Below are 16,344 nucleotides of genomic sequence, written 5' to 3' on the forward strand. Positions count from 1 at the left end.
GTTTCCTAGGTCATGCTGGGCAAACAGCCAGAGGTACTATTAATTTTGGGTTGCTGAGTGGTAATGATTTTTAGATTAAGTATCAACGAAAAACATAAGTTTTCCGATTTTACCTTCAGCTACTGACTATTACATTTCAGCAACGCCGTTAATTTTTGTAGTGACACTTCGCGAAGTGTCACTACTAGAAGTGTCACTACTAACTGATAACTGAAATGACTCCTGACTCCTACCTTGACAAAAAGACTTTTGCAGCAAACCCTATTTAATGATTATTTTTTCCAGCTTAATTTATTGTTCAATCCCTTCTACTCCCCAAGCAGGAGCTTTTTGTGCTGCTCTTAATATAAATGCACCCATTTTTTCTACTGTCTCTTGAGACATCCAATTTTCAGTAACTTGACGACAGAAAAATGTATAATCACTACCATCATATATCATCGGGCTTCTGAAAAAAGCTACTAAGTTATTCAGATTATCTCGTGGTGGTGTTGCCCCTTTTAGTTTGTTCAAAGATAGAGATATTGGAGGGTTTACTAAATTTGCTCCTCCTACATGACAGTTGAGACAATTTTTGGCAAACATTTGTTTACCCTCAGATAAATCTTCAGCAGAAAATTTCTTTGTTTCACCTTGCTCATTAAGTTTGATTTCTACTGGTATTTCTGCATCTAAATATCTTTTGATATAGGAATCAACAGCAGCTTGAGCTGATTGAGTATCAAAAATTATTACCTGAAAAATAATCAATATTATTAGTATAAAACGAATCAGTAATGATTTATTGAACATAATACTTTTATTACTTTGGTAACTACAAATATAAAATATAAATAACTGATTTTAGATTAGGCTTTAATGAGGAGAAAAATAGATTTTTTCCCATCAAAAAAACAATAATCTAAAATCATCAATCAATGTTTGAAAAAAAAAGAATTTTAACGGAAGATTTTACCGCCGCCCCATCCTTTGCCTAAAACTTTAGGCTGTACAAGAATGTAACCAGCGATCGCGTATAAATCATCCTCTGTAAGATTTCTCATTTCTGGGTAAATATCGGCGCTCTTAATACTGGGATGAAACTCAAATATTTCAATCTCCCCATCATAAGTAGTAGGGTTTATCATGTAGTCTATCAAACCTTCTATATTATCTCGTGCTGGATAGGCCAATGATAAAACTTCTGGGTCTAAGGAAACATCAGGATTTGTTTTGGTAATTCCTCCTACATGACACTGAGAACAAACATTATTAAATGCCCGTCTGCCTCTTGTGTATTCCTTAATGGTAAGTACAACTTCTTCACCATCCTCATTCAGAGGTAAAGTTCGATCGTTATCAGTTAATTCAGCTGCAGTGGCACTGTTGATGAACGTTTGAAACGTCAAGAATAGTATGGCAACTACAGCTATGAAAAATTTTTTCAAGTTTCTTCTCCTTAAAAATGGCAAGTTAATCAACCAACACAGATATGTTCATTAATGGAAATATTTCCTTGAAGTAACTGGACTTCAGGTTTACTGAACTTTAATCTAATTTTTATTTATCAGTGTTCAAGTGTCAATTAGTCAAGTATTTAGACTCCTCTATTAGGAATCAGACTTTTGTTTTTGGGCCAATATGTGAGACATGATTGCTTTGGCATCCTCTAAGGCCAAACGAGTTTGAGAATGCTTATAAGAAATCCCCATTTGGTCACAAAGACGAAGTACCTGATTTACATGGACATTAAAGTCTTCTGCTATTTCTTGGATTGATATATCAGCAAAACCCATAAATTTTTTTCAGTTTGTTTATAATTTAGATCAAGCCAGTTACAAAAATTCCTTTGAAGTTCCCATAATTTAATTCTGAGGTGTAGCTTGAATTTTATGCTCATTTGTCAAGGAATTATGGTGTTCTGCCGGAAAGGGTAAATGACAATATGGCCCTGCTTCTAATGACTCAGCAGAACTAAGGGTGGTAGAATGAGGTTTATGTAGGCGGATTAACTGGACCAGAGTTTTCTTTAATTGGGTACGAGGTACAATAGCGTCTACAAAACCATGTTCCAATAGATACTCAGAGGTCTGAAAGTTGTCGGGTAATTTTTCACGGACTGTTTGTTCAATCACTCGTCGTCCAGCAAAACCTATTGTGGCTTTCGGTTCAGCGATAATAATATCTCCAAGCATGGCAAAACTGGCAGTTACACCACCTGTAGTCGGATGAGTTAAAACTGGAATGTATAGCAGTTTAGCTTCTCTATGCTGTTCTAGAGCACCGGATATCTTGGCCATTTGCATCAGACTCAACATTCCTTCTTGCATTCTGGCTCCACCAGAAGCACAAATAATTACTACAGGTAAACTTTCTTGAGTGGCCTTTTCAATTAATCGGGTCAGTTTTTCTCCAACGACTGAACCCATACTTCCTCCCATAAATCCAAAGTCCATAACTCCCAAGGCCACAGGTTCCGCTTCAATATTACCGATACCTGTTTGTACAGCATCTAGAAGTCCAGTTTTTCTTTGATATTCTTGGAGGCGATCGCTGTATGCTTTGCGATCGCGGAATTTCAAGGGGTCTGTTCCTCTAACTTGTTCGTTAATTGGCACCCAGGTGTTAGTATCTATCAACTGCTGAATGCGCTCTTGGCTAGATACTCGTATATGGTGTCCACATTCTAGGCAAACCATTTGATTTGCTTGGAGGTCTTTTGTATAAGTTAGAGCGCCACAAGCTTCACATTTAAGCCAAAGTCCATCAGCAATTTCTCGTTCAGGTCTTTGTTGAGAGTTCTGGGCTGATTTTTGTCGATTTGCAAACCAATCAAATAGAGACATTAAAATATTTTTGAATTAATTATTCAGTGATTAAATTTTTGGTAAAGCCCGCTATTATATACCTATTGAGGTAAGTTGTCTAGCAACAGATCTATGGCACTATAGGTTAAGGTTAGAGCAATACTTTAAGTTTTGGATTAATACACTGATGAAATACTTTGTTATACTACCGCAATTCTATATCCTAAAGTTCTCTTGGTTGACTATAAATTAAAGAAATTTCTGTAACCTTTGAAAAAGTTTGGCTTGATGAGTGTTGATTTAGCCTATTGTTTTATATGGTTGTATAGAATTAGTGTGGTGTTTGACAAAAATCTGGGTTTAAAGGCAACAGCTCATTTTAGTTATCAGTACCTCTCAAATATACCTTCAGCTATTTCAGTTATCAGTTATCAATAATCAGTACATCCGAAATCAGTAAATCCGACATCTACTTTCAGCTTGGTTATATGGTAAAATAAATATTTTTTTCATCCCCTGAAAATGAGAGACTTTGGATATCCTACGTTTTACCACAGGGGGAGGTTTCCTCACCTTAATCTGTAGCGCTATAGTTTTAGTTTTGACGTCTCTCAACATGGTATAGTGAATATTTTTTTCATCTCCTGAAAAGCAGAGACTTTGGACTTTATGGTTTTCGCAACAAGTGGCTTTCCCCACCTTAATCTGTAGCGCTATAGTATTAGTTCTGAAGTCTCTCAACTCGGAAACTATGGCCAAAATTTACTGCTTATTCAAATCAGGATGAGAACCCAGGGAAAAAAAGATTGAAGTAAGTAGATAATATATCACTACCCCAGATAACGGTTAAACTAGCCCCCATTGCTAAAAAGGGTCCGAATGGCATTGGTTGTCGTCGATCTAGTAAACCTATGGCGATCGCTGCTCCACCTACAAATGCTCCCATACCACAGGCAAGAAAACAGGTTAATAGTAAATATTTCCAACCTAACCAAGCTCCTATCATTGCTGCTAGTTTGGCATCTCCTCCACCCATAACTGTTTGTCCGAAAGCTATGGAACCAAATATAGAGATTAAATCAAGGAGCCATAGACCAACTACTGCTCCAATAATACCTATCATTAGATAATTGATTAGATTATTTACTTGAAAATTTGTCTCTAATGTGGTAATGATTTGAAAACCTAAACCTAAGATTAATCCTGATTGGGTTAGAGGATTAGGCAAAGTCATGGTGTCCAAGTCAATCATAGATAAAGCTAGTAGCCAACTAAAAAAAGCCCAATAGCCTAGGGTCGAGATGGTAATTCCAAATTTCCAGAAAACAACTAAAAATAGTAGGGCTGTGATTAATTCTACTACTGGATAGCGGATAGAAATCGGATTTCGACAATGCCCACAACGTCCATGTAACCATAGCCAACCAAATATAGGAACATTTTCTGTGGCTTTTAATCGACTATGGCATTTTGGACAGTGGGATGGAGGCCAAAGTATAGATATTCCTGCAGGTATCCGATAAATGACAACGTTGAGAAAGCTGCCGATGGATGCACCTAGGGCAAATACCATTAGAGCTAGAGGCCATATTCTGAGTAAGTTCATATATTTTAAGTTAAAAGTCATGCATTTAAAAGTCATGCATTTAAAAGTTAAAAGTAATCTCTGAATGAGTTTTTAGTGCGCTACAAGTAAGTCAAAACTCAAAAGTAAAAAGTAATCTTTGACCGAGTTTTTAGTCAGGCATAATATAGCAATTCGTACATAAGTTGTAATATTTGATTTTTTTCATCAATAATTGCTATATCAAAACTAATAGATTTCTCCAATAATAAATAATAAAATTGGCGTTGCTGAATGTTCATTAATTGATAATTGATAATGGATAATTGATAATTACAAGAAGGTTAAAACCGAGAGGATTGAAGATAAGGAAATATTATTTCTTTTTTTCCCCTATCCAAGGGGAGGCTTTAAACCAGAATTATTTAATTATTAATTATTAATAATTAATAATTCGGTAATGATTTTTAGATTAAGTATCAAGGAAAAACATAAGTTGTCCGATTTTACCTTCAGCTACTTACCATTACATTTCAGCAACGCCATCAAATCAATTATCGTACATAAATCATAAATTATTCCTTTATTGGGAGTGGTTAGGGGTTTTTCTCCTACTCTCTACTCTCTCTTTCTCTTTAATAAATTTTTGATTCAATTAACTCTACAGGGACAAAAAATTCACCTGGTAATAAAATTGGCTTTTGGGAGAATATTAGACCAGCTCTATAAGTAAGGGGACTAACAGCAATACCTAACGGATATCTAACTTGGTCAGGATGGGTCTCCAGATAAGTGCGATAGAGTAGTTTTGCTAATTTTTGTAGGGATGGAGTCAGTAATAGGGCAACATTTGAATCTGCGTATTTTACTTGTCTTTTTTTTGTAGCGTTTACCACGATAAATTATGATAGATATGATAGATATATTTGCTACTTTTTGATATGTTGTTTTAACTCGCTTCACTGTTTTTGTTAGGCGACATAAATATACAATATTTGATTAGGATAGGAGGAATCAAAAGCAAATAATCGATATACAACCTAAAGAGCAAAACTTTCGACTTTCCCTTTTTATCTATTTCAAATTTTGGATTTCATAAGCAGAACCGAATTTTAAAGTTAGTGTTCTTAAATTAAAATTCAATCTACTTTTAAATTTATCTTTTTCCTTCCTTTTATCCTGGTTCGACGAATTAAAGTATAAGTAGTCGTGCTTTTAGGAATTTGCTAGTTGAGAGAGTGAATAGGGAATAGGGAATAGGTATGGAGGGAGAAAGAATTGATAACTTATGGATAAGATTGGAGATGTGTAATTTATTTTGCATAAGCACGCTTTGTGTAATTTATTTTGCATAAGCACTTACCATTAATAATGATACAATTGATTCTGAGATTATTATGGAAAAATTTTGTTTACAAGCTCCTTTTAAAGCTACTGGCGACCAACCTCAAGCGATCGCTCAATTAACTACCAATATCCAAGCTGGACATAATTTGCAAACATTACTAGGAGCTACTGGTACGGGTAAGACTTTTTCTATAGCTTCTGTAATTGAAAATGTTGGTAGACCAACCTTGGTGTTGGCTCATAATAAAACATTGGCTGCTCAATTATGTAATGAGATAAGAGATTTTTTCCCTGATAATTCTGTGGAATATTTTATTAGTTATTATGACTATTATCAGCCGGAAGCTTATATTCCGGTGACGGATACATATATAGAAAAAACTGCTTCTATTAATGATGAAATTGATATGTTGCGTCACTCTGCAACTCGGTCTCTTTTTGAACGCCGAGATGTAATTGTTGTGGCTTCGATTAGTTGTATTTATGGTTTAGGAATTCCGGCAGAATATTTAAAAGCAGCTATTCCTTTGCGAGTAGGAGAAGAAGTTGATCAACGACAAATTTTGAGAGATTTAGCGACAGTTCAATACACCAGAAATGATTTAGATTTAGGTCGAGGAAAGTTTAGAGTTAAGGGCGATGTTTTGGAAATAGGACCTGCTTATGAGGATAGAATTATTCGGGTAGAATTTTTTGGGGATGAAATAGATGCTATTCGTTATATTGACCCTGTAACTGGAAAGATTATCCAAAGTTTGGAGTCTTTGAATGTATATCCGGCGCGTCACTTTGTTACTCCTGAAGAAAGATTGGAAGAGGCTTGTAATGATATTGAAGTGGAATTAGAAGAGCAATTAGAAGAATTAGAAAAAACAGGAAAATTGTTAGAAGCTCAACGTTTGGAACAACGTTGTAGATACGATTTAGAAATGTTGCGGGAGGTGGGATATTGTAATGGAGTGGAAAATTATTCTCGGCATTTAGCAGGTAGAAAAGCGGGGGAACCGCCGGAATGTTTGATTGATTATTTTCCGAAAGATTGGTTATTAATTATTGATGAATCTCATGTGACTGTTCCGCAAATTCGAGGAATGTATAACGGAGACCAAGCTAGGAAAAAAGTTTTAATTGAACATGGATTTCGTTTGCCTAGTGCAGCAGATAATCGACCTTTAAAATCTGATGAATTTTGGCAAAAAGTTAATCAATGTATTTTGGTTTCTGCTACTCCGGGAAATTGGGAAATAGAAAAGTCTGAGGATAGAATTGTTGAGCAAATTATTCGTCCGACTGGTGTTGTTGACCCGGAAATTTTTGTGCGTCCGACTGAAGGTCAGGTTGACGATTTATTAGGAGAAATTAGGGAAAGAGTTAAGTTGGAGGAGAGGGTTTTAATTACTACTTTAACTAAGCGGATGGCTGAAGATTTGACTGAATATTTGCAGGAGCAAAATGTGAAGGTTCGTTATTTGCATTCGGAGATTAATTCTATTCAGAGAATTGAGATTTTGCAGGGGTTGAGAGAGGGAGAGTTTGATGTTTTAATTGGGGTGAATTTATTAAGGGAAGGTTTGGATTTACCAGAGGTTTCTTTAGTAGCTATTTTAGATGCGGATAAGGAGGGATTTTTACGAGCGGAACGTTCTTTAATTCAGACTATTGGTAGAGCAGCGCGTCATGTCCGAGGTCAGGCTATTTTATATGCTGATAATTTGACGGATAGCATGATTAAAGCGATAGATGAAACGGAAAGAAGGCGAGGAATTCAGTTGGCATATAATAAGATGAATAATATTACACCGAAGCCTATTGTTAAAAAACAAAGTAATTCTATTTTGGCGTTTTTAGATGTGTCGCGCCGTTTAAATTCTCAACAGTTAGAAGAGGTTTATGAACAGGTGGATGAATTGTCTTTGGATGATGTTCCAGAGTTGATTAAAAAGTTAGAAACTCAGATGAAAGAAGCAGCGAAAAATTTAGAATTTGAAGAAGCAGGTAAACTGCGTGATCGGATTAAATATTTGCGAGATAAATTAGTAGGTAATTCGTAAGCATTCAGCAGTCAGCTATTACTTTTTTTAATTTTCATAGTTAATCTTCTTGAGTTAATAAATCAGTATATTCATTATAAGCTGGTTAAAAACTGACTCGGTGTAACAATCAAAATATCTCGAAAAGGATGCAATTATAATAAGTCTTTATCTCCAGTGATAATATGAGTAGCATTTCCAGAAACTGCTAATTCCAAGAATTTATTATCTTTAGAATCTCGACAAATTTCAATTGTTTCAGTAATATTAATAATTATCTCTGCCTTGTTTCTTAGAGCAGAAATAAATTGAAGTCTTGTTTCTAAAGATAAATACTTGTCAAATTTTTTACGAATTAAGGTTCGAGATATTTCTTGATAGGTATTCTCAGAAATTAGCATAACTTCTTTTGCTGTAACCCAATCAAAAACTTGTTGAGAAGTTGAAGAAGATAACAAGAGTCCGCTGATTAAGACGTTAGTATCTAAAATAACTCGTAATCTACTCATCTTTTAATAATTCTTGTAAGATTTCAGGTGTTAAACCATTTTCTTCTGTTTCTTGACGAATTTGTTCAACAATTTCTTCAAAACTTGTATCTTTCAAAAGTTCTTGAAGAAGAAGGTTACAAATAAGAAGCACATTTTGCTGTTTTTCTGGTTCTGCTTCTCGGTAAGCTTTGGCAATTTCAGGGTCAACTTGAATGGTAATATTTTCCATAATAAATTCAAAGTCAATTAATCTGTATTTATTAGATAAATTTAAAGTTATTTCTATTTTACCCTCTCAAATTTTTTCCTAATAATGATCATGTTCTTTTGACAAGTCTTCAGGAGCTTCATAAGTTCCTGCTATTTCTTCTAATAAATCCCAAGCATTTTTATCAGTTGTTTCTGTCTGTTTTTCTTGGGAAATAATCTGCATAATATAACGAGTATTGGGTTCTAAATTAATGGTTTATTCGGGATAAAAAGCTGAACCATCATAAGTAACTATTAATTTTTCTAGGATACTTACATCTCCTATTTCTTAATCTTGATATATTATCACAATTTAAGGTTATTAATGAGTAAATATTTATGCTAACAGGTATTACCCATAATTTAAGTTGCTCGAAAGCTGCATTTCCGACAAACTCTTTCTTTACTAAAATTATACTCATCGTTATCTATATAGTATTTAAAGCTTGAGTTTACCTCACTCAACCTCTCCATCAATACTACCAGTATAGAATGTGTACAAGTCGCCTTGAAAAGATTCAATTTTGTCTAAAATCAAATCAATCGAACTTTCTTGCAATAATACTTTTCCACTAGCAGGAAAACCATACTTATCTTTTTCAGTAATGTCTACTACCACCCATTGATTAGGGTATTTTTCTTCTATCTCGGATCTTCTTAGTTCTTGGGATTTTTTAACCATTTCAATGATTTTTACTACAAGAATTACCAATAATTTTATAAGATTCAAAACCTAGCAGGTTTGCTCAGACTTTCTACTTGTCGTAGCAAACCTGAATATCGCTATATTACCAGCCAAAAATCAAGCTAGTTCCTTCAGATATTAGATTACCTATATCTGCGAAAGTATCATTATTGTTATTAATTGGGAATCCCCAAAATGAGTCAGAATTTGAATCTTCAAATACCTGGTCTATTGTCTGTTCCTCTTGATATATATCAGAGTCAAAATTCATTAATTCCTGAATTTTTACCTTCGCGTGCTCGAAAGATTCTTCTACTAATAAATCTTCTTTACTTCCCTGGGGATATTGATTTATATCTAGATAATTTTCGATTTTGTGTGAGTCTCTATCTCCTGGAAAAAAAGATTGTAAATTATTCCCTGGCCAGCTAGGAAGATTATGTTGGTCTTCAGGAACAGCTATTGCTGGAAAACTTTTGAGACGGCTAGGAAAATCATCTTCTCGTAATAAATAGTCAACATTATCGGAACTAATTCCTTGGAAATTTGTAAAGGGAGAGAAAGCTAATATTCTTGTTCTTTCCTGAATATTTTCGGGCAGTTGATTATATATATCTTCAGCAAAAAAGTTGCCTTGGGAATGAGCAATAATTAAAAATTTGTCTTCCAAACTATTTCCTTGGTCAATATTTTGAATTCTTTCCACCACACTGTTAGTAAATTGCGTACCTTCAAAATCATTTCCTGAAGTAACAGCTTGAACAATAGACTGGGCAAAGTCGAAGTTAATAGGTTTTGGTTTGCCTGAAAGATTATATGTTTCTTCCTCAACCTGAGAATTAATACCTGTTGCGGTTAGTAAATTGTTTACTAATGGGATGGTATTTTGGTAGTCTGCCAAAGTGTTATTAACACCATTGATATAAAATGAATGAATGGGTGCTTCTTGATTAGAGGTATCTGGTATTAAAGGTTCATCTTGAGTAAAATCGGGAACTACAATTTCACCAGTTATTTGGTCAAAGTTATTATTTGTAACCAGTGGCTCGTTTTCTGTAAATTCTGTTAGGATATCCTGAGCTTGATTGTCAAGATTAATGTTAGTAGAAGCATTGGAATAAGAATCATTAAAAATCGTTGTAGTTGATGAACTACTGTTAGTAGTATTTGCTGTAGAGAAGATGCTAGTTGTGAATGAGTTATTGTTAGTATTGGAGTTAGATATGGAAATCTGATTACTATTCGTAACTGTATTTCCAAAAGGTGAAAAAATACTCATTGATGAACTGCCATTAAAAGGACTATTCATCTGCATAGTTCCGAAAGGTGAAAAAAGATTCATTGATGAACTGCCATTAAAAGGACTACTCATCTGCATACTTCCGAAAGATGAAAAAAGATTCATATTAAGTTTCTCCTTAATTTTTAGTGATTCAGACTTCTCTAATACTGAAAATTAACCTAATTAATAAGTTGATTCTAATATTAGAAGTAGTTGAATGAATTTGATTTGTTTCAGTCTGACATGAGGTTCTAAAATATTCCAGCACAAAAATAGATCATTTTGAATCTGTGCATAATGATCTAATTTTGTGCTTGATAAATAGTGGGTAATTTGTTATGTGAAGAGTATGATAGATTTTTTATTTAAAAAAGGTTAAATGTACATGGGCTATTTGCGTAAGTCCTGACTAATTTGGAAGAAGAGTTTTTCCAGGTTCTTCATCTGGGTATTTCTCTTTTTGCGGATTTAATAGTAAGTCTTTGCTTTCATACAAAATCAGCTTATGAAAAGCTAGATTTTCCAAATCATTCCAACTTTTCTGCCTTCTGTTTCTGCCTTCTACTTTCTCCGTTAACTTCATAATAACGGATAATAAGTAAGTTGTTATGTGAAAAGTATGATAGATTTTTTATTTAAAAAACGTTAAATATTTACTCTTAAATGTCATACCATCTATTCTTATTTCTATGAACGAGTAGTAAGGACAAATAGTGATTTGCCCCTACCTGTTAATTTATCAAATTGATATTAGACAAATTCAAAAGAGCTACTGTTTAAATTCAAATTCGTGTTATTTTTGACAATTCCAATTAATTCGTCCTGACGACTAAAACCAGAAACTCCATCATCATCCAGGAAAATTCGAGTATGACCCGATACCTCCTTTAAGACATAATTACTCGCCGATCCATTCAGTTGAATTTTATCTTCACTGGGATTAAAATCTTGGAGGACAGCATAATCTCTTTTGCCAGAATTTGAAGAGTTACCATCGTTATAATAGACATTGCTGTTGTCTCCAAGTATGAACTGATCGGGTCCTGTTCCTCCGGTTAAGCGGTCTCTTTCTCCTCGTCCAGCATTGCCAGTGCTAGTTATGGTAACAGTTGATACTCCATTATTTGTAATTGTACTCACATTAGCATTAACACCAATTAGTAAGTCAACTCCTGCACCAGCAACTAATCGATCGCTGCCAGATCCACCTGTGAGAGTGTCGTTACCATTTCCAGCGTTTAACCTGTCATTACCTGAACTTCCATTGAGAGTGTCGTTACCATTTCCAGCGTTTAACCTGTCATTACCCGAACTTCCATTGAGAATGTCGTTACCCGAACCTCCGTTGAGAATGTCGTTACCCGAACCTCCATTGAGAATGTCGTTACCATTTCCAGCATTTAACCTGTCATTACCAGAACTTGCATTGAGAATGTCGTTACCATTACCACCTATTAAAGTATCTTTGCCAGAACCTGCATTAATAATATCGTTGCCGTTTAAACCATTGAGTCTATCATTGCCGGAAAATCCTTTAATAATATTGCTACTACTATTACCGTTAATAACATCGTTACCATTGGTACCTTCAAAAATGTTTGACGATCCAGAACCACCAATATTAATGTTAGAAATAGAAGTTATAGAGGACCCATTAGTAGAACCACCAACATTAATGTTAGAAACAGAATTTGAAGAAGATTCATTAATAGTTGTTATCGTTGATGAATTGCTGTTAATAGATGAATTGTTGGTATTGGAGTTAGAAATGGAAACCTGAGATGAATTATTATTACTATTGGAATTAGAAATGGAAGTCTGATTTGTGTTCATAACCATATTTCCAAAAGGTGAAGACATACTCATGGATGGAGTACGATTATTAGGACTATTCATAACCATATTTCCAAAAGGTGAAGACATACTCATGGATGGAGTACGATTACCAGGACTATTCATCACCATAGTTTGATTTATGCTTTGAAAAAGTGAAGAGAAATTCATTATGTTTCTCCTTTCAGAATTAACTGAATATATTTGATTACTTTCAAGTTTGACATTGACTCTCAGAATACTCCAGCACAAAAACAGATCAGTTAGATTTGGTGTATAATGATCTAAATTTGTTCTTGACAAGCAGGGAATAAGGTGTTGCATGAAAACTCTGAAAGCCTCATCTGAAGGACTTAAAAAAATTAACGAAGCTATTGAGCAAATCCAAACAGAAAAATCATTGGCATTAAGTAACGATTATTGGGTGGATGAAGCTAGTAAGTTTCTACCAATGGATAAAATTGGAAAGAAAGAAATTTCGGGTAGTGTTTCAAAACCCACCTGGCACCGATTCCGAAATAATACTGGTGTAAAACCTAAAAATTTCCAAGCATTCTGCCAAGTTTTAGGATGAAATTGGGAAGATATAGTTGATAATATTCAACCTGCATCTTCGGATTTAAAAAAAGCCCCTACTACTTCTCACTTTTTCGGACGTACTGAAGAATTAGAAGAATTAAATAAATCTATTTTGCAGGAAAAATGTAACCTAATTCTACTCCTTGGTCGAGGCGGTATTGGGAAAACAAGTTTATCAATTCAATTAAGAAACAAAGTTCAGAATAATTTTGAATATATAATTTGGCGAAGTCTTGAAGCATCTCCAACAGTAGAAAACATTCTGGAAGATTCAATCAAGTTCTTTTCTAACCAACAAGAAACTATACTGCCAGAAACTTTAGATGAAAAAATAACTAGACTAATTCATTATTTTTCATCCTCTCGTTGTTTACTGATACTAGATAATGCAGAATCAATTCTTCAAAGTGGCAATCAAACAGGTAAATATCGGGAAGGTTATCAAGGTTATGGTAATTTACTCAAGCGAATAGCTGAGTCATCCCATAAAAGTTGTTTGTTAATTACCAGCCGAGAAAAACCACAAGCAATGGATTTAATTGCTAAAAAAACTAAAACTATCAAAATCTTAGAATTAGAAGGTTTAAATCTAGAAAACAGTCAAAAAATATTTACAGAAACAGAACATGGAGAATTTTCTGGCTCAGAAGATGAATGGAAATTAGTTATTGAACATTATGCAGGTAATCCTTCTGCGTTGGAAGTTGTAGCAGCAAGTATTCAAGAAGTATTGGGAGGAAATGTATCTAAATTTGTAGAAGATTATTTAAAATTAGGACAGCTAAAATTCGAGCAGATTAACGATTTATATGAACGTCAGTTTAATCGTTTATCTACCTCAGAACAGGAAATTATGTATTGGCTGGCAATTAATTATGAACCAGCTTCAGATACGGAATTAAAAGAAGATATTATTTCCTGGCAAACTAAACAAGAATTACTTCAATCATTAAGCTCTTTAAAACGGCGATCGCTAATCAAAACTACCGAATTAGGATATATAGTTATACCCGTAATCAGGGAATATCTTATTGCTCGATTAATAGATGAAATTTGCGAAGAAATTAAGACTGCTCAAATACAACTTTTTAATAACTACTGTCTCTGCAAAGCAACAGCAAAAGATTATATTCGAGAAACTCAAATTCGCCTGATTATCCAACCACTATTAGAAAGATTACTGCAAGAATTAGGAGGGAAAATAAATCTCGCAAATCAACTCCAACAAATCATCTCAAATTGCCAACAAAAATCTCCTCAAGCTCCTGGATATTTAGGAGGGAATATTCTCAACATTTTGTCTCAGCTAAATACCGATTTAACCAACTATGATTTTTCTTATTTAACTATTTGTCAAGCCTATCTTCAAGGAGTTGAATTACATCAGATTAATTTTGCCAATTCTAATTTTTCTAAATCAATTTTTTCCGAACCTTTAGGCAGTATTCTTTGCGTCGCATTTAGTTATGATGGTAAACTTTGGGCAACGGGAGATGCGGATAGAAATATTTATATTTGGCGAGTAGCGGACGGTCAATTTATAACTAATTGTTTAGGTCATACTAATTGGGTAAGGTCTCTGGTTTTTCATCCTCAAAAACCAATTTTAATTAGTAGCAGTAATGACTTTACTGTGAAATTATGGAATATTGAAACAGGTGAATGTTTGGCTACATTAGCAGGACACACCGGGCAAGTTTGGTCTGTTGCTTTGAGTCCAGATGGTAATACTTTAGCTAGTGCTAGTAATGATGGTACCGTAAGATTGTGGGATATTAACTCTCATCAATGTCTTCACGTTTTACAAGAGCATATTTTCTGGGTAGTAGAAGTTGCTTTCAATGCTCAAGGAACAAAAATAGCTAGTGGTAGTGCAGACCAAACCGTAAAATTATGGGATGTTCAGACTGGTAAATGTATCAATAGTTGGCGACAACCAAATCATGTCGTCCGAGCGATCGCTTTTAGTCCTGATGGAGAAACTCTAGCTACTGGTAGCGATGATAATTTTGTCAGGTTACTGGATATCCATAGTGGTAAATGTATCAAAACTTTTCCCGGACACAACGGACGAGTTTGGTCAGTTGTTTTTAGTCCTGACAATCAAACTCTAGCTAGCGGTAGTACAGATCAAACTGTGAAGTTATGGGATATCGAAACTGGTGAATTATTACTTACTTTACCGGAAAAAAATCGACGAGTCCGAGCAATAACCTTTAGTAGCGATGGTAAAACTCTCATTAGTGGGAGCGACGATCAAAGTGTCAGGTTATGGGATATTCCCAAAGGTGAACCTTTGAAGACTATCAACGGTTACACTCAAAGAGTCTGGTCAGTTGCTTTCTCTCCTGACGGTCAAACTTTAGTGAGTGGGAGTGACGACTGCACAATTAGACTCTGGAATATTGAAACAGGTGACAGTAAAACTTTAGGTCGTCATACAAAGCGCGTTCAATCAGTTGCTTTCCATCCTCAAGGAACAAAAATAGCTAGTGGTGGAAATGATGGTCAGATTAGACTATGGGATATTGCGACTGGGAAATGCTCAGTTCTCCCCGAAAGACATGGAGACTGGATATGGTTAGTTGCTTTTTATGAGGAAGGAAAAAAACTGATTAGTGTTGGAGACGATCGCTGTATTAAATTGTGGGATATGAATACAAATAGCTGTCTACAAACTTTCAAAGATTATCCAAACTGGTTGTGGTCAGTTGCGATGAGTCCTGATAATCAAAATTTAGCGATCGCCAGCGATAGTAAATTATTACAAACCTGGAATATTGAAACGGGAGAGCTTACAGACATAGGAGAACATCAAGATAAATTGCGTCAAGTTGCTTGGAGTTCTAATGGTAAAATTATTGCCAGTGCTAGTGATGACCTCACTGTTAAACTCTGGAATGCTACTACAGGAGAATGTCTACATACTTTTGCAGAATATACCAATCAAATTAGAGCGCTCGAATTTAGTCCTGATAGTAATCTGATAGTAGCTGGTGGGGACGATCATACAATTAAACTCTGGGATGTTGAAAGTGGGCAGCTCTGGCAAACTTTAACAGGACATGAAAATACTATTCGTTCTGTAGCTTTTAGTCATGACGGAGCGATGGTTGCAAGTGGTAGCGAAGACCAGACCATTAAACTGTGGAATACTCAAACAGGTAGCTGCATTAAAACTCTCAAAGCAAAACGCTTCTATGAAGGAATGAATATTACAGATGCTACAGGATTAACTGAAGGCCAAAAAGAAACTCTACTCACATTGGGGGCCACCGTAATATAGTAGGGACTTTGTATAGAAAGTCCCTACTAAAAAATTTATATGGCTCAAGTTGACAAAATCTTCAGCCAAGCTGGCCATAAATTAGACTTAGAAAGTCTTTATGCTGATCTAGCTTCTGCTTAGTCAAATTTTATTGAAAAATCAACGGTTGAGTTTAATGTTTTTTTATACCAATTAGAGATATAATTTATATCTCGATATCTACTAACAAA

The 16,344-nt window shown here is 34.7% G+C and carries 16 protein-coding genes; 3 read left to right on the forward strand and 13 right to left on the reverse strand.

The window, feature by feature from the left end; translation table 11 throughout:
* Nucleotides 1-291: 291 nt before the first annotated feature.
* The 7 genes from psbV2 to ACP6PK_RS21390 all read right to left on the reverse strand — a co-directional run bounded on the left by psbV2 (nt 292) and on the right by ACP6PK_RS21390 (nt 5,246).
* Nucleotides 292-792: a photosystem II cytochrome PsbV2 gene (psbV2, locus tag ACP6PK_RS21360; protein WP_426562447.1), complete on the reverse strand. Its 501-nt coding sequence runs from the start codon at nt 790-792 to the stop codon at nt 292-294.
* Between the two features lie 146 nt (nt 793-938).
* Nucleotides 939-1,427, reverse strand: a complete 489-nt coding sequence (psbV, locus tag ACP6PK_RS21365; protein ID WP_426562449.1) for a photosystem II cytochrome c-550 — start codon at nt 1,425-1,427, stop codon at nt 939-941.
* Nucleotides 1,428-1,589: 162 nt separating this feature from the next.
* Nucleotides 1,590-1,775, reverse strand: coding sequence for a translation initiation factor IF-2 N-terminal domain-containing protein (locus tag ACP6PK_RS21370; protein ID WP_094671321.1), 186 nt, complete (start codon nt 1,773-1,775; stop codon nt 1,590-1,592).
* 69 nt (nt 1,776-1,844) lie between these two features.
* Nucleotides 1,845-2,825 carry an acetyl-CoA carboxylase, carboxyltransferase subunit beta gene (gene accD, locus ACP6PK_RS21375; RefSeq protein WP_426562452.1) on the reverse strand — a complete coding sequence of 327 codons (981 nt, stop codon included), beginning with the start codon at nt 2,823-2,825 and terminating at the stop codon, nt 1,845-1,847.
* Nucleotides 2,826-3,564: 739 nt separating this feature from the next.
* Nucleotides 3,565-4,392 carry a prepilin peptidase gene (locus ACP6PK_RS21380; RefSeq protein ID WP_426562454.1) on the reverse strand — a complete coding sequence of 276 codons (828 nt, stop codon included), beginning with the start codon at nt 4,390-4,392 and terminating at the stop codon, nt 3,565-3,567.
* A gap of 134 nt (nt 4,393-4,526) precedes the next feature.
* Nucleotides 4,527-4,652, reverse strand: coding sequence for a hypothetical protein (locus ACP6PK_RS21385; RefSeq protein WP_426562456.1), 126 nt, complete (start codon nt 4,650-4,652; stop codon nt 4,527-4,529).
* Between the two features lie 333 nt (nt 4,653-4,985).
* Nucleotides 4,986-5,246 carry a hypothetical protein gene (locus ACP6PK_RS21390; RefSeq protein ID WP_426562458.1) on the reverse strand — a complete coding sequence of 87 codons (261 nt, stop codon included), beginning with the start codon at nt 5,244-5,246 and terminating at the stop codon, nt 4,986-4,988.
* 501 nt (nt 5,247-5,747) lie between these two features.
* On the opposite strand from ACP6PK_RS21390, the gene uvrB reads away from it, so the two are divergent.
* On the forward strand, nt 5,748-7,748 hold the full coding sequence (uvrB, locus tag ACP6PK_RS21395) for an excinuclease ABC subunit UvrB (RefSeq protein ID WP_426562460.1): 2,001 nt from the start codon (nt 5,748-5,750) through the stop codon (nt 7,746-7,748).
* A gap of 134 nt (nt 7,749-7,882) precedes the next feature.
* Here uvrB and ACP6PK_RS21400 read toward each other — a convergent pair whose 3' ends face one another.
* From ACP6PK_RS21400 to ACP6PK_RS21425, 6 genes are all read right to left on the reverse strand, one after another.
* The gene (locus ACP6PK_RS21400) at nt 7,883-8,236 is read right to left on the reverse strand and encodes a putative toxin-antitoxin system toxin component, PIN family (RefSeq protein WP_426562462.1); all 354 of its coding nucleotides are present in this window, start codon (nt 8,234-8,236) and stop codon (nt 7,883-7,885) included.
* On the reverse strand, nt 8,229-8,447 hold the full coding sequence (locus ACP6PK_RS21405; RefSeq protein WP_426562464.1) for a hypothetical protein: 219 nt from the start codon (nt 8,445-8,447) through the stop codon (nt 8,229-8,231). Before ACP6PK_RS21405 ends, ACP6PK_RS21400 begins: the two co-directional genes overlap by 8 nt.
* A gap of 78 nt (nt 8,448-8,525) precedes the next feature.
* Nucleotides 8,526-8,651 carry a hypothetical protein gene (locus tag ACP6PK_RS21410; RefSeq protein WP_426562466.1) on the reverse strand — a complete coding sequence of 42 codons (126 nt, stop codon included), beginning with the start codon at nt 8,649-8,651 and terminating at the stop codon, nt 8,526-8,528.
* A 273-nt stretch (nt 8,652-8,924) separates the two neighbouring features.
* Complete coding sequence (locus ACP6PK_RS21415; protein ID WP_426562468.1) at nt 8,925-9,149, reverse strand: hypothetical protein; 225 nt, start codon at nt 9,147-9,149, stop codon at nt 8,925-8,927.
* 106 nt (nt 9,150-9,255) lie between these two features.
* A complete protein-coding gene (locus tag ACP6PK_RS21420) occupies nt 9,256-10,557 on the reverse strand; it encodes a hypothetical protein (protein WP_426562469.1) in 1,302 nt (433 codons plus the stop codon).
* A gap of 627 nt (nt 10,558-11,184) precedes the next feature.
* The gene (locus ACP6PK_RS21425; protein ID WP_426562471.1) at nt 11,185-12,438 is read right to left on the reverse strand and encodes a calcium-binding protein; all 1,254 of its coding nucleotides are present in this window, start codon (nt 12,436-12,438) and stop codon (nt 11,185-11,187) included.
* A gap of 151 nt (nt 12,439-12,589) precedes the next feature.
* Between ACP6PK_RS21425 and ACP6PK_RS21430 the strand changes: the two genes are divergently transcribed.
* Both ACP6PK_RS21430 and ACP6PK_RS21435 read left to right on the forward strand, forming a co-directional pair.
* Nucleotides 12,590-12,841: a hypothetical protein gene (locus ACP6PK_RS21430; protein WP_426562473.1), complete on the forward strand. Its 252-nt coding sequence runs from the start codon at nt 12,590-12,592 to the stop codon at nt 12,839-12,841.
* A 24-nt stretch (nt 12,842-12,865) separates the two neighbouring features.
* Entirely contained in the window at nt 12,866-16,132 is a 3,267-nt protein-coding gene (locus ACP6PK_RS21435) for a WD40 domain-containing protein (protein WP_426562499.1), read from the forward strand.
* Nucleotides 16,133-16,344 lie beyond the last annotated feature (212 nt).

It is taken from the genome of Dapis hubbardiae BLCC-M172 (genome assembly GCF_050016015.1).
Taxonomy (GTDB): domain Bacteria; phylum Cyanobacteriota; class Cyanobacteriia; order Cyanobacteriales; family Microcoleaceae; genus Trichodesmium.

Excerpts from the sequence above, each read along its gene's own strand:
- psbV2 (WP_426562447.1), bottom strand. The coding sequence starts at position 792 with ATGTTCAATAAATCATTACTGATTCGTTTTATACTAATAATATTGATT.
- ACP6PK_RS21425 (WP_426562471.1), bottom strand. The coding sequence starts at position 12,438 with ATGAATTTCTCTTCACTTTTTCAAAGCATAAATCAAACTATGGTGATG.
- ACP6PK_RS21380 (WP_426562454.1), bottom strand. The coding sequence starts at position 4,392 with ATGAACTTACTCAGAATATGGCCTCTAGCTCTAATGGTATTTGCCCTA.
- ACP6PK_RS21405 (WP_426562464.1), bottom strand. The coding sequence starts at position 8,447 with ATGGAAAATATTACCATTCAAGTTGACCCTGAAATTGCCAAAGCTTAC.
- ACP6PK_RS21420 (WP_426562469.1), bottom strand. The coding sequence starts at position 10,557 with ATGAATCTTTTTTCATCTTTCGGAAGTATGCAGATGAGTAGTCCTTTT.
- ACP6PK_RS21430 (WP_426562473.1), top strand. The coding sequence starts at position 12,590 with ATGAAAACTCTGAAAGCCTCATCTGAAGGACTTAAAAAAATTAACGAA.
- uvrB (WP_426562460.1), top strand. The coding sequence starts at position 5,748 with ATGGAAAAATTTTGTTTACAAGCTCCTTTTAAAGCTACTGGCGACCAA.
- ACP6PK_RS21370 (WP_094671321.1), bottom strand. The coding sequence starts at position 1,775 with ATGGGTTTTGCTGATATATCAATCCAAGAAATAGCAGAAGACTTTAAT.
- ACP6PK_RS21410 (WP_426562466.1), bottom strand. The coding sequence starts at position 8,651 with ATGCAGATTATTTCCCAAGAAAAACAGACAGAAACAACTGATAAAAAT.
- ACP6PK_RS21400 (WP_426562462.1), bottom strand. The coding sequence starts at position 8,236 with ATGAGTAGATTACGAGTTATTTTAGATACTAACGTCTTAATCAGCGGA.
- ACP6PK_RS21385 (WP_426562456.1), bottom strand. The coding sequence starts at position 4,652 with ATGAACATTCAGCAACGCCAATTTTATTATTTATTATTGGAGAAATCT.
- ACP6PK_RS21415 (WP_426562468.1), bottom strand. The coding sequence starts at position 9,149 with ATGGTTAAAAAATCCCAAGAACTAAGAAGATCCGAGATAGAAGAAAAA.
- accD (WP_426562452.1), bottom strand. The coding sequence starts at position 2,825 with ATGTCTCTATTTGATTGGTTTGCAAATCGACAAAAATCAGCCCAGAAC.